The 12,259-nt window shown below is 70.4% G+C and carries 12 protein-coding genes; 1 reads left to right on the forward strand and 11 read right to left on the reverse strand.

Annotated elements, in window-relative coordinates; translation table 11 throughout:
• Nucleotides 1–3: 3 nt before the first annotated feature.
• The 11 genes from pdeM to ACVFYP_RS06685 form a co-directional block, all read right to left on the reverse strand.
• Entirely contained in the window at nucleotides 4–741 is a 738-nt protein-coding gene (gene pdeM, locus ACVFYP_RS06635; RefSeq protein ID WP_499199333.1) for a ligase-associated DNA damage response endonuclease PdeM, read from the reverse strand.
• Nucleotides 738–3,293, reverse strand: coding sequence for a ligase-associated DNA damage response DEXH box helicase (locus ACVFYP_RS06640; protein WP_499199334.1), 2,556 nt, complete (start codon nucleotides 3,291–3,293; stop codon nucleotides 738–740). Before ACVFYP_RS06640 ends, pdeM begins: the two co-directional genes overlap by 4 nt.
• A 44-nt stretch (nucleotides 3,294–3,337) precedes the next feature.
• Nucleotides 3,338–3,835: a P-loop nucleotide/nucleoside kinase family protein gene (locus tag ACVFYP_RS06645; RefSeq protein WP_499199335.1), complete on the reverse strand. Its 498-nt coding sequence runs from the start codon at nucleotides 3,833–3,835 to the stop codon at nucleotides 3,338–3,340.
• Complete coding sequence (locus ACVFYP_RS06650; protein WP_499199336.1) at nucleotides 3,832–4,374, reverse strand: MOSC domain-containing protein; 543 nt, start codon at nucleotides 4,372–4,374, stop codon at nucleotides 3,832–3,834. Before ACVFYP_RS06650 ends, ACVFYP_RS06645 begins: the two co-directional genes overlap by 4 nt.
• Before the next feature lie 25 nt (nucleotides 4,375–4,399).
• Nucleotides 4,400–4,867 carry a DUF2214 domain-containing protein gene (locus ACVFYP_RS06655; protein ID WP_499199337.1) on the reverse strand — a complete coding sequence of 156 codons (468 nt, stop codon included), beginning with the start codon at nucleotides 4,865–4,867 and terminating at the stop codon, nucleotides 4,400–4,402.
• 6 nt (nucleotides 4,868–4,873) lie between these two features.
• Entirely contained in the window at nucleotides 4,874–5,260 is a 387-nt protein-coding gene (locus ACVFYP_RS06660) for a DUF6152 family protein (RefSeq protein WP_499199338.1), read from the reverse strand.
• Nucleotides 5,261–5,336: 76 nt separating this feature from the next.
• Nucleotides 5,337–5,579, reverse strand: a complete 243-nt coding sequence (locus ACVFYP_RS06665; protein WP_499199339.1) for an acyl carrier protein — start codon at nucleotides 5,577–5,579, stop codon at nucleotides 5,337–5,339.
• A complete protein-coding gene (locus ACVFYP_RS06670; protein ID WP_499199340.1) occupies nucleotides 5,579–7,249 on the reverse strand; it encodes an AMP-binding protein in 1,671 nt (556 codons plus the stop codon). Before ACVFYP_RS06670 ends, ACVFYP_RS06665 begins: the two co-directional genes overlap by 1 nt.
• Nucleotides 7,246–8,277 (reverse strand): hypothetical protein, encoded by a 1,032-nt coding sequence (locus ACVFYP_RS06675; RefSeq protein ID WP_499199341.1) that lies wholly within the window; start codon nucleotides 8,275–8,277, stop codon nucleotides 7,246–7,248. The genes ACVFYP_RS06670 and ACVFYP_RS06675 overlap by 4 nt, the downstream gene beginning before the upstream one ends.
• The gene (locus tag ACVFYP_RS06680; RefSeq protein ID WP_499199342.1) at nucleotides 8,278–9,375 is read right to left on the reverse strand and encodes a hypothetical protein; all 1,098 of its coding nucleotides are present in this window, start codon (nucleotides 9,373–9,375) and stop codon (nucleotides 8,278–8,280) included.
• A gap of 28 nt (nucleotides 9,376–9,403) precedes the next feature.
• On the reverse strand, nucleotides 9,404–11,212 hold the full coding sequence (locus ACVFYP_RS06685; RefSeq protein WP_499199343.1) for a methyltransferase: 1,809 nt from the start codon (nucleotides 11,210–11,212) through the stop codon (nucleotides 9,404–9,406).
• A gap of 320 nt (nucleotides 11,213–11,532) precedes the next feature.
• Here ACVFYP_RS06685 and ACVFYP_RS06690 point away from each other — a divergent pair, with 320 nt between their 5' ends.
• Entirely contained in the window at nucleotides 11,533–12,156 is a 624-nt protein-coding gene (locus ACVFYP_RS06690; protein ID WP_499199344.1) for a calcium-binding protein, read from the forward strand.
• Nucleotides 12,157–12,259: the final 103 nt, after the last annotated feature.

Raw genomic sequence — 12,259 nt, forward strand, 5'->3', positions numbered from 1 at the left:
CCCTTACGGGGGCGGCGCGTTCGTCGTTTCGGCAAGCCGCGCCAGCATCCGGAGCGGTCCGGTCGGAAAGCTGTAGAGCCGGTCTGGCCCCAGCAGGAAGGCCCGCCCGCCGCGCGGGAATAGCCCTGCAATGGCCGGGTCGCGGAGGTCGAGCCCGCCGGTATAGGCGCCGAAGGCCGGCAGCATCATCCGCCGCCCATCGGTCATGAAGCAGGGCCGAGTCACCGATCCGGCCCGCGTCGGCATGCTCGCCTTGGGATGGAAATGTCCCGAAATCTCGCCTGGGGGCACCGGCCGACCCATGGCGGTGGGCTGGGCGATGTGCCGAAAAGTGAAGGGGCCGAGGCGCCATTCCTCTGCCGCGATGCCGGCAAGACCCACCGGGGGTTCCGGATCGTGGTTGCCGAGCACCCAGACCACCTCCTCCAGCGCCGCCAGCATCCGGGTCAGCGCTGCGCAATCGGCCGGCGGCAGCCGGGCGCAGCCATGCCGGTCATGGAAACTGTCGCCCAGCAGAACCAGACGGCGGGGCTTCCATCGGCGCAGGCCCAGCGCCAGCCGTTCCAGCGTTTCGCGCGTGTCATAGGGCGGCACAAAGCGGCCGGCGGCGGCGAAGCTGCTGCCCTTTTCCAGATGCAGATCGGCGACGGCCAGCAGTTTTTCGGCAGGCCAGACCAGGAAGCCGGCCGGGTCCAGCATCAGGCGCTGGCCGGCGATATGGACGGGGGCGGCGGCGGTCACTTCGGGGCCCCGTAGTTCTTCGGCGCGCTGCGGATGAAGCGGCTGTTCCGGCGTTTGGCGTCCCGGGGGCGGCGAACACGGTCGCGGTCGCCGCGCGGCGGGATGGATTCGGTCACCTCGGCCAGCAATTCCCCAAAGATCTCGGCGCCATCGGTGGCATCCGCGACCAGGGCCGCCGCCTCCGCCAACAGCGCATCCTCCGCGCCCCCGGCCACCCATTCGCGGCCTTCCTCGATCAGCGCCGGCACCGAAAGCGGGGAGGGGCGGGGCAGGGCCATGTGGCGGATGCCGCCGGCGCGGGCACGGGCCAGGATCAGCGCGATGCGCGCCACATCGGTCAGCCCGGCGGAGGCCTCCCGCCGCGTGGCGCGCAGCAGGATATGGTCAGGTTCGTGCCGGCGCAGCACGTCGTAGATCAGATCGGCATTCATCGTCATCGCGCGGCCCGACTTCTCCTGCCCCGGGTGGTTCTTTTCGATCAGCCCGGCAATGGTGGCGATATTCCGGAAGGTGCGGCGGAGCATGCTGCTCTCGGCCATCCACTCCTCCAGCTCCTCGCCCAGAATGTCCTCCTCGAACAGGCGCTCGATGCCCTGGGGTTCGAAGGCGCACCAGGCGGCGAGGACGTAGTCCGTGGCGAGATAGCCCAGCGGCGCCATGCCGAGGTGTTCCATGCGCTTGGTCACCAGCATGCCGAGCGACTGATGCGCCAGCCGCCCCTCGAAGCAATAGGCCACCAGGAACCAGCGTTCGCCACGTGGGAAGGTCTCCACCAGCAGCCCATCGCGCGGCGGCATGATGGAGGCGTGCTGTTGCAACCGCAGCCATTCGCGCACCGAGTCCGGCAAAGCGGCCCAGGCAGCCGGATCATGCAGGATGCCGCGCACCCGGGCGGCGAGATGGGTGGTCAGCGGCATGCGGCTGCCGGCATAGGCGGGCACGCGCGGCTCGCCCTCCCCACCGCGGGAGACTAAACAGGCCAGTGCGTCCAGCCCCTCGAAGCGCAGCAACTGTCCGGCGAAGATGAAGCAGTCGCCGGGGCTGAGGGTGGAGACGAACCATTCCTCCACCTCCCCCAGCACCGGCCCGCCCCGTAGCCGCACTTTCAGCAATGGCGTCTCGACGATGGTGCCGAGGTTCATCCGGAGCTGGCGCGCGGCTGCGGGGCCGCGGATGTGGATCAGGCCTTCGGAGTCGCGGAACAGGCGCCGGAAACGGTCATAGGATTGAAGGGCATAGCCGCCGTCTTCGACGAAGCGCAGGGCGTCGTCGAAATCCTTGCGGGTCAGCTTCGCATAGGGCGCGGCGCGCAGGATTTCGGCGTACAGGTCATCCGGGTGGAAGGGGCCTGCGACCGCGCAGGCCAGAATGTGCTGGCAGAGCACGTCGAGGCCACCCTCGCGCGGCGGGTCGCCATCCAACTCATGGGCGTCGATGGCCTGGCGGGCGGCGACGCATTCGATGACCTCAAAACGGTTGGCGGGCACCAGCACCGCCTGGCTCGCCTCATCCATCCGGTGATTGGCGCGGCCGATGCGCTGCAAAAGGCGCGAAACGCCCTTGGGCGCGCCGACCTGCACCACCTGGTCCACCGCACCCCAGTCGATGCCGAGGTCCAGCGAGGCGGTCGCCACCACCGCGCGCAGCCGGCCATCGGCCATCGCCGCCTCCACCTTGCGGCGCTGTTCCACGGTGAGCGAGCCGTGATGCAGGCCAATGGGCAGATTGTCGTCGTTCAGCCGCCAGAGTGCCTGGAAGCACAGCTCCGCCTGGGCGCGGGTATTGACGAAGACGATGGTGACGCCGGCGCCGCGGATGCGGCGATAGACCTCCGGCATCGAGGCCAGCCCCATATGCCCGCCCCAGGGCAGGCGGCCTTCCGGCAGCAGGATGTCGAGGCTCGGCGGCGCCCCGGGCGCGCCCTGCACCAGCGCCACGTCGCCGGGGAGGCCGGTGGGGGAGAGATAGGCGCGCAGCGGTCCCGGATGCGCCACGGTGGCGGACAGGCCGATACGCCGGGCCTCCGGCGCCAGCGTCGCCAGACGCGATAGGCCCAGCGCCAATTGGTCGCCGCGCTTGCTGCCGGCCAGGGCGTGGATTTCGTCCACCACGATCGCATGCAGCCCGCCAAACATCTCGGGCGCATCCGGCAGGGTCAGCAGCAGCGCCAGGCTTTCGGGTGTCGTCAGCAGGAAATTCGGCGGGTCCACCCGCTGCCGGGCGCGACGATTGGCGGGGGTGTCGCCCGTGCGGGTCTCGATGCGGATGGACAGGCCCATGGCCTCGACCGGGGCGGTCAGGTTGCGGGCGATATCGACGGCCAGCGCCTTGAGCGGCGAGATATAGAGGGTGTGAAGACCCTCGCGCGGATTCTGGTGCAGGTCGACGAGGGAGGGCAGGAAGCCGGCCAGGGTCTTGCCGCCACCGGTCGGTGCCACCAGCAGGGCGCTGGACCCGCCCTGCACGGCATCGAGCAGCGCCAACTGATGCGGCCGCGGCGACCAGCCACGCGCGGCGAACCAGTCGCGGAAAAGTTCCGGCAATGTTCCCATTCGTCGGGGAATATGCTGGTGCTTGGGCGAAAGGGGAAGGGGTGTCAGCCCAGCGCCGCGCGCAGTTCCGCCAGCGAGGCGTCGATGCTTCGCCCCGCGGTGTCGATCCGCAGCGGCGGCCGGTCCCAGGCCTCGTAGGCCCGTCGCTGCACTGCCGGCCAGTCCGGAGGCACCAGGCCGGGGATGTCGATCTGGCGGGTTTCGACGCGGCGGCGATGCTCGGCGGGGTCGGTGCAGACCACCTCCACCTCGATGAAGTCGGCGCCGGTCGCCCCCGCCACATCGCGCCAGGCATCCCTGGTGATCCGCAGCGGATTCACCGAATCAGCCACCACCGACAGGCCGAGCGACAGGTTCGCGCGCGCCACCGCATAGCCCGCCATGTAGCCAGCCGGCCCGACCTCGGTGATGCCGCCATCGCGCATGGCCTGTTCGAGATGGTCGATGCGGAGCCAGACGGCGGCAAACGCCTGCGCAAGTGCGCGGGAGAGGGTGGATTTGCCGGTGCCCGGAAGCCCGGCAAAGGCGACCAGCCGGCTCACACCCGCTCCAGCGCCAGATGCGGCTCAGCCGGCAGCACCACCCGGACCGCATCCCCCGCCGCCAGCTCGCCGCCCTCGATCACCACCGCCATGATCCCGGCTCGCAGCAGCAGCGCCCCGTCCGGCGTGCGTTCCAGTGTCGCCTTCATCAGGCCCTTCTGAAAACTGTCGAGCTGGTGGCAGGGGTTGCGCAGGCCGGTCACCTCCACCACCACCGTCGCGCCCAGATGCAGCCGGGTGCCGCGCGGTAGGGCGAAGAGGTCGAGGCCCTCGGTCGTCACATTCTCGCCCAGCGCGCCGGGGGCGACGCCAAAGCCCTGCGCTGTCAGGGAGTCCAGCCGCTCGGCTGGGATCAGATGGACCTGCCGCAGGTTCGGCTGGTTCGGGTTCGCCTTGACGCGGGACCGGTGCTTCACCGTGACGCCGCAATGCGCGTCACCCTCCACGCCGAGGCCCGCCAGCAGCGTGATCCGCGGCATGACCGGCTTGGAGAATTCATGGCCGGACGAAGCCGCCACCGCCACCACACGTCCGTCCATCCCGAATCTCCGCCTGATGCGGCGATTATTGCAGGAATCCGATCCAGCGTCCCGCCAGCAGCGCGCCGAGCCAGGCCGCCAACGATACCGCCGCCGCCAGCCGCAGCCGCGTCCCCACCGGGCCGTCTGCCAAAGCCTCGCGCCAGGGCCGCCCGGCATGCAGCAGCGCCAGATTGGCCAAGGCCAGGGCCAGAAGCGCCAGCTTCGCCAGGAAGGCCGGATTTTCCAGATAGGTGGCGGGCCGCGTGCTGAACAAGGCGAGGCCGGTCACCGCCGCCAGCCCCAGCCCGGTCGCCGCCACGCGCACCAGCGGCGGCGCCAACTGCCCCAGCGCCGAAGCCCGAAACAGCCCCAGCAGCCGCAGATCCAGCGTCGCGATGGCGCCCACCAGCAGCCCAATGCCGAGCACATGCGCGGCATTGACCAGCAGATAGAGCGTCACCGAGCCGCGCAGCGCCGCGGCGGGGGCGGAGGCCGCCAGCAGGTCCAGCAAGCGGCGTCAGCCGCCCTGGATTCGCTCGGGGTAGAAGTCGAAGCGGCGGTTGCCGACGGTCAGCCGCACCGCCTTCAACCGGCGTTCCGAACTGTCGCGGGACCGGTTGCCCAGCGCCACCACCTCCTGCCCCGGACGGAGCGAGGTTTCGGTGAAGCCGGCGCGGGCGGTCTGGTTGGGATTGCCCAGCTCGACCGTCCACATCTGCCCCTCCGCCTCGATGCGAAGGGTCGGGTGGGGTGGGCCGACATAGACCTCCCGCACCGTGCCGCGCAGCGTGCCCTGGTCGCCCTCGGCCCAGGACCAGCCGTGATGGGCGCGGGCGCCGGTGGCGACGGCCAAGCCGCCAATCACGCCAAGCGCACCGCGCCGGCTGATAGTTGTGAAGCGCATGTCATCTTTCTCCCTGCCTGCCCCGCAAGTTGGGAGCCCTGGCGCCGCTGTCGAGCGCCCGGCGATGACATCCTGGTCAGTTCGGCTGGCGGGCGGCGACGAAGGCAACCAGCTCGCCGAAGGTCGCGCATTCGGCCAGTTGCTGGGCGTCCACCTCCGCGCCGCTGCGGCCCTCGATCTCCACGCTGATCAGCGTGTGGTTCAGGCTGTCCCAGCCCGGCACATCGGCCGCCGCCATCTCCGCCGTCAGGGCGATGTCGCGGTCGCCGATCACCTCCCGCGCAATGGCCTCGAGATCGGCGAGGGTGAAGGCAGGCATCAGCTTTGCTCCCGGAACTGGGTGAGGTAGCGGCGGCGGTTCTCGTCGCGGCTGATCTTGCCGCTGGTGCTTTTCACCAGCCAGCGTTCCGCGACGATGCGGACATCGCGCGGCTTGACCAGGAAGGTCTCGGTGACGAGGCGGCTGATGGCGGCGCGGCATTCCGCTTCCGGCACGCCGGCGGCGGCGTCGTGCTCGGCGACGATCACCAGCTCCTCGCTGCCGGTCATGTCGCTGTCCACGCCGAAGGCCACGGCGCGGCCGGCGCGGACACCGGGAATGCCCCCAAGCAGCGCCTCCACATCCCCGCCAAAGATGTTCTTGCCGTTGACGATGATGATTTCCTTGAGGCGGCCGAAGACGAAGACCTGGCCTTCCAGCATCGCGCCGAGATCGCCCGTGCGGAAGAAGCCATCCGCGCCGATGCCGGAGGATGCGGCGTCGCGGCCGCGATAGCCGGCGAAGAGGCCGGCGCCGCGCAACCCGATCTCGCCATAGAAGCCTTCCGGCAGGCGCCGCGCGCCGTCGAACACCGCCAGTTCCATCCCCGGCAGGGGGTGGCCGCTGGACAGCACCAGCCGGTGGCCTTCCGGGGTTTCGTTCGTGACAAGGCGCGCGGAGGTTTCGGCCATTGGCGTGCCCGGCGGGATGGCCGGCGGCACGGCGAGGCCGAGGCGGGAGGCGGGGCGGCCCTGGCTGACGGCGAAGACCGTCTCCGCCATGGCATAGCAGCCGACCACGCTGTTGGGCCGCACGCCGAAATCGGCGAAGGCCGCCTCGAAATCCCGCGCATCCTGCAGGCGGCAGGGCTCGGAGCAATCGACCCAGAGCCGCATCGTCTCCAGCCGCGCCGGCTTCAGCGCGCGCCGCAGCCGGACGAAATGCCGAAAGGCGAAATTCGGCATCCAGGCGATGGTGCAGCCATCCGCCGCGATCATCTCGAAGAAGCGGCCCGGCGCGCCGATCCATTCAAAAGGGTTCATCAGCGAGAGCGTATCGCCGCCCAGCATCGGCAGCAGGAAGCCCGCGATCAGCCCCATGTCGTGATACAGCGGCAGCCAGGAGGCGATGGCGAGCCGCTCCGCCCCCACCTCCGCCTTCAGGCCGGGCCAATAGGCCTGGAATTGCGCCGCCAGCATGCGGCCGCTGATCTCCACGGCCTTCTTGATGCCGGTGGTGCCGGAGCTGTGCTGCACGAACAACGGCGCGTCGCTGGCCAGCCTGTCCCGCAGCGCGCCCAAGGCGGCCACCGAATCGCCGTTCGCCTCCGCCGGCGCCAGCTTCACGCGCGGTGTCAGCGCCGGGTCGATGCGGCCCACCATCTCCGCCATCGCCGGGTCCAGCACGCAGATCGCTGCCGGGTCGATGGCCCGCAGCGCGGCGCGCTGCTGGTCGAAGAAATGCCGCTGGTCCTGGATCGGTGAGGCCGGCGGGAAGAAGGCGCCGAGCCGGCCGGCGGCGGCGATGCCGAGGAACAGGGCCATCGCCTCCACCCCCGTCGCCGCCACAACCAGCACCAGCGCCCCCGGCGGGGCCTGTTCCGCCACCCAGGCGGCGCGTGCCGTCACCCGCTGCCAGAAGTCCCGCCCCGTCACATCCTGGCGCTGCCCGCCGCGCCAATGGCGCAGCACGGTCGCCTCCAGAAGGCTTTCGGGCAGCAAGGGAGTCACGCGGCGGTCCGGGCCGGGCGGTCGGCCATGTCCCAGCGCACCAGGCAGCGCAGCAGCGCCACCGCATAGCCATGCTCGAAGGCCAGGCCATCGGCGCTGTCGGCCTGGTCGTCATCGGCCCAGACATAGCGGGGATGCGGGTAGGGCGCGGAGATCAGGGCGGTGTCGGCATCCAGCCAAGTCAGGTCGTCACGGCCGCCGCGGCGGCGCTGGCTGGTCAGGATCAGCCGCGGATTGGGCAGCCCCGTCACGCCGCGCAGCGCGGCGCGCAGCGGGTCGAGGAAGGGGATCGGGGCGGCCGGGTCGTCGATGCGGCAGTCGCCCATCAGGAAGACCAGCCCCGGCGCCCGGCAGGATTGGCGGAAAGCCTCGGCCTTGGCGGCCAGGGAGGCGCGCAGCCGGGCATGGTCATCGGCCAGCCAGGAATCGCCGCGATTGTGGTTCCACACCGCGCCGCCATCGCGCCGCATGGCGATGCGCTGGCCCTGCGGGGTCCGCGCCTCCCGCATGTCCGCGGGGTCGGCATAGCTGGCGAAATCGGTGGCGATGGCCTCGGCCACCGTCGCCGCCTTGTGAACCGCCATGGAAAAGGGGTTGAACAGCGAGACGAACTGATCGGCGGTGCGAAAGCCCCAGCGGTTCACCAGCGTCCAGGGCAGGCAGTGCAGCCCGAGCGAGACCAGCGCCAGGGGGCCGCGCCGCAGCGCATGCAGCCGGGTGCGGAACACCTGCCGCCGCGCCACGGCCTGCCAGACCGACTTCAGCGTCTCATCCTGCATCGCCCGGCCGCGCAGCCGCGTCAGAAGGTCCTGGATCAGCGGCGGCGGCAGGCAGGCGCGTTCGCCGAAGCGCAGCAGGAACATCAGATGCGACTGGCTGGGCGCGGCAAGGTCCTCGACCCGCGCGGCGGCCTCCATCATCAGCGCCTGGAACGCCGCATAGGCCTCGGCGTGGTAGGATTGGCGCAATTGCCGGACGAGCGGCCCTTCCTGCGTGAAATCCAGCGGCGGCGTGGTGGTGGCCGTCACTCAGCCGGCCTCCGCCCCGCGCACCAAGCCCCAGCGCGCCAGCGCATGCATCAGCGCCTCCACATAGCCGTGCTCGAAGGCCAGGCCGGCCTCGCTATCGGCATAGTCGTCATCGTGCCAGACATAATCCGGCGTCGGGTAGGGGCAGTAGAGGAAGCTGGTGCTCGCATCCACTTCCCGCGTCCCGGCCGGTCGGCGGCGGGCGGTCTGGTTGGTGATGATGATGCGGTTGCCGTCGCGCCCGGTATAGCGGGCAAGCGCCGCGTCCAGCCGGGGCAGGAAGTCCAGCGGCTCCTCCGGATATTCCACCTGGCAACCGGCCAGCAGGAACACCGCATCCGGCCGGCGACAGGCGGCGGCGAAACGTGCGCCCTTGGCGGCGAGCCCGGCGCGCAGCGGCACCAGATCCTGCCCCAGCCAGTAGGGGCCGCGATTGTGGTTCCAATTGGCCGAGCGGTCGACCCGCATCGCCAGCTCATGCCCGCGCTGGGTCTTCACCACCCGCACCGCCTCCGGCGCGCAGAAGGCCTCGAAGCCGCCTTCGAGTGCCGTGATGACGCCAGGGATGGAGTGGCCCGCCAGGGAGAAGGGGCCGAAGAGGGGCGCGAAATCCGCCATCTCCCGCAGCCCCCAGCGGGCCGGCAGGGTCCAGGGCAGGCAGTTCAGGCCGAGCGAGAGAAGGGCGGCCCCGCCGGCGAAGCGCCGTGGCAGCGCCTCCCGCCAATCCTGGCGCTGGCGGACGGCGCGCCAGGCGAACATCAGCGCCGGGTCTGCCTCCGCCGCCGCCTGGCTGGCCGCCAGCCCCGCCGCGATCTCGGCGGCCGGCAAGCAGCAGCGCTCGGCGAAATGCAGCAGGGTGACCAGGACGGCGGTGCCGGACTGCGCGGCGCGCGCCGGGGTCAGGCGATGCAGGGCTGCCTGCGTCGCCTGTTGCAGCGCCTCGTAATCCTGCAACTCGAACAGGTAGCGCAGCAGAAGGTGGCCGGCCTGCGGGTCCTCCGCCGCCCTCGCATGCAGCGCGGCGACCGCGGCCGGCAGGTCTCCGGCCGCCCGAAGTTGCATGGCCTGGCGGAGGGAAGGGGCGTCCGTGCTGCTCATACCTACCGGTTCGATGGGGTCCGCACCCTCACAGGTCGCGGGAGGATGGGCCGGACCGGGCGGGGTTTGGCCCGGCGCGCCGGGCCGGCGTCTTGTGAAGGGTAATGCCCATCTCGGCAAGGTCGCGCAGCAGTTGCCGGCCCAGCCGTACATAGTCCCGCCGGTTCTCCGCCCAGCCGCTGGGCCGTCCGTCCGCGGTCAGCCCGGGCACGCCCTGGCGCTGCAATTGCCGCCATATCGCCTGGCCCAGGATGCGGGCCAGTTCGCCGCCCTCCTCCGCCAGGGGTTCCGGGGTGAATTCCGCCGGCGGCTCCTCCGCGCCGCCGCTGAAGCGGGGCGTGGCCAGGCCGGTGCCGAGATGGCCGCGCAGGGCCTCGGCCGCCTCCGGCCGGATCAACTGGGCGACGATGAACAGGTCACGGCCCGGCGCGGCATCCGCCGTCCAGTGACCGGCATAGGTCACGTCGAAGCCGAAGCGTTCCAGCAGGGGGCGCAGCAGGCCGTAGCTGAGATATTCCAGCCGCTGCCCGACCTGGCCCGGCCCGGCGACGGCGTTGGGCAGGTCGGCCAGGAGGCGTTCAAAACCTTCCGCCGTGGTCGGGTCCGCCACGCTGAACACCAGCCAGCCGCCCGGCTTCAGCAGCAGCGCCGCATTCAGCCAATAGGCGATCAGGTATTGCAGATCGACATGCATCAGCGCGTCGATGCTGATCACCGCATCCACCTCCCGCGCCAGATGTTCACGCTCGAAGGTAGTCAGCATGGCGTCGGGATGCAGCGGGTCGATCGGCAGGAAGCCAAGCCGCCCTTCCGCCACCGGCGTGGTGAGTTTTGCGGCCGCCGCCCGCATCACCTTGTCGCTGACATCGAAGACGGTGAGTGTCAGCCGCGGGCAGGCGCGCAGCAGCGCCGACGTGTAGCGCGCATCGCCGGGGCCGATCTCCACCGCCCGGCGCCAGGTCTCGACCTCGGCCGGCACCAGGATCTGGTCCAGCAGGGCCTGCGCCGGCGGGCGGGTCGGGTGGCCGGCGGTGGCGCGCGGCGCCTGCCGGTCCCACCACTCGGCATAGGACAGCGGCGCGCCGGCCGGCTCGGCCGCCGGCTGCAGTGCGGCGCGCAGCGCCACGGCGCGTTCGGGAAAGGCGAGGTGGGCGGAAAGGTAAAGATCACGCGGCGGCCGGCCCTCATGGTTCGACCAGGGCTCCAGCAGATCGACCACGAAGCCCAGCCGATCCAGCACGGCGCGCACCATGTCGGTGGCGACATAGCCAAAGCGGTCGCAGGGCCGGCCCTGGAAGCGGTGGAAGCGGCGGATGTCGCGCAGGATTTTCTGGAAGCCGCTGGGGGTGGTGGGGTCGGCGAGCGTCATCAGCAGCCGGCCACCCGGCTTCAGGATCAGCGCCGCATTCAGCCAGCAAGCGGTCAACAGGCTGAGATCGGCCTGCAACAGCGCATCGATGGCGAAGACCGCATCGACCTGGCCCGCCTGGCCCGCCGCCTCCAGCGTCTCGGCCATCAGCCCTGGCCGCATCGGGTCCAGCGCCAGCAGGTCGAGCCGCCGGCCGGCGATCAGCGGCGCGAGGCGGCTGGCGGCCGCGGCGCGGGTGGCTTCCCAGGTTTCGAAGCACCAGCCCTGTGCGGCGGGCGCCAGGGCCAGCAGCCGTTCGGCGAAGCGACCGCCGCCGCCGATCTCCAGCACCCGCAGCCATTGGTCCGGCCGGGCCGGGGCGAAGAGCTTGTCGAACACCCGCTGCGCGCCCGCATCGCGCGCCCAGTCGGGGCTGCTCGTCCGGTCCGGGACTGGATCGGCGATCCGCCCAAGGCTGTGCTGCGTCATGGCGCCTCGTTGATGCCGGCCGGAGGAAGGACCGGTGCCGCGGCTGCATGGACAACCTGTTAACAATTTCCGCCGCGGATGTCGCGGGGGAAATTTTGCGACGCAACACACGTTCCGGTTGTGATGATTTCTCGATGCGTACTTTTGCGCGAATTTCGTAAATCCCGCGTGTTGCTGAAACAGCAACGAGTTGAGAAATCGACAGAGTGGCGAATACTCCGTGATAGGAAGAGCCTATCTTCGCCAGAGGTTGATTCGGCTTCCACGGTTCTGCGCCTCGTTCTAGGGTTCCGTTACTGAAACCTTCGAGGAAGACGCAGATGTCCAGCCAAAAAATTGACGACGCCGATCTCAGCAAGGTGGTCGGTGGGGCCTTCCAGCAGGGCGGCGCTGGCAACGACAGCCTTCAGGGCACCCCGCAGGCCGACGTGATCTTCGCCGGCGGCGGCAACGACGCGGTCAATACCGGCGGCGGCAACGACCAGGCCTATGGCGAAGCCGGCAACGACTTCATCCACACCGGCGCCGGCGATGACCTGGCCTTCGGTGGCTCTGGCAACGACACCTTGAATGGCGGGGCGGGCGCCGACCAGTTGCAGGGCGAAGACGGCAACGACTTCATGGATGGCGGCGCGGGCGATGGCGCGACCGACCTGGCCTTCGGCGGTGCGGGCAATGACAGCTTCATCTGGGCGCCCGGCGACGGCAACGATCAGTTCCATGGTGGCACGGGCAATGACACGCTGAACATCCTCGGCATGAGCCTGCACCAGCTCCAGTCCGCCCTGACCCTGGAGGGCAACACCAACCTCCAGATGCATGTCAGCAACAATGTCGTCACCTTCACCGATGCCCAGGGCAACCCAGCGACCTTCGGCGGCGTGATCAACTTCGGTGGCGAACAGATGCGCTTCTCCGAGATCGAGCAGATCCGGATCGGCTGATCTGGTCCCGAGAACGGCCACGCCGCCTGGGCGGCGTGGCCCGTGATGGCCGGCATCACCACCTCCTGATGCCGGCTGGCAGGAAGGGCTTCGCCCCCCGCGA

Source organism: Roseomonas sp. F4 (assembly GCF_053891155.1).

Bases quoted from the DNA above. Each gene is read 5' to 3' on its own strand.
- ACVFYP_RS06640 (WP_499199334.1), bottom strand. From the start codon at position 3,293: ATGGGAACATTGCCGGAACTTTTCCGCGACTGGTTCGCCGCGCGTGGC.
- ACVFYP_RS06650 (WP_499199336.1), bottom strand. From the start codon at position 4,374: ATGGACGGACGTGTGGTGGCGGTGGCGGCTTCGTCCGGCCATGAATTC.
- ACVFYP_RS06660 (WP_499199338.1), bottom strand. From the start codon at position 5,260: ATGCGCTTCACAACTATCAGCCGGCGCGGTGCGCTTGGCGTGATTGGC.
- ACVFYP_RS06665 (WP_499199339.1), bottom strand. From the start codon at position 5,579: ATGCCTGCCTTCACCCTCGCCGATCTCGAGGCCATTGCGCGGGAGGTG.
- ACVFYP_RS06680 (WP_499199342.1), bottom strand. From the start codon at position 9,375: ATGAGCAGCACGGACGCCCCTTCCCTCCGCCAGGCCATGCAACTTCGG.
- ACVFYP_RS06685 (WP_499199343.1), bottom strand. From the start codon at position 11,212: ATGACGCAGCACAGCCTTGGGCGGATCGCCGATCCAGTCCCGGACCGG.
- ACVFYP_RS06690 (WP_499199344.1), top strand. From the start codon at position 11,533: ATGTCCAGCCAAAAAATTGACGACGCCGATCTCAGCAAGGTGGTCGGT.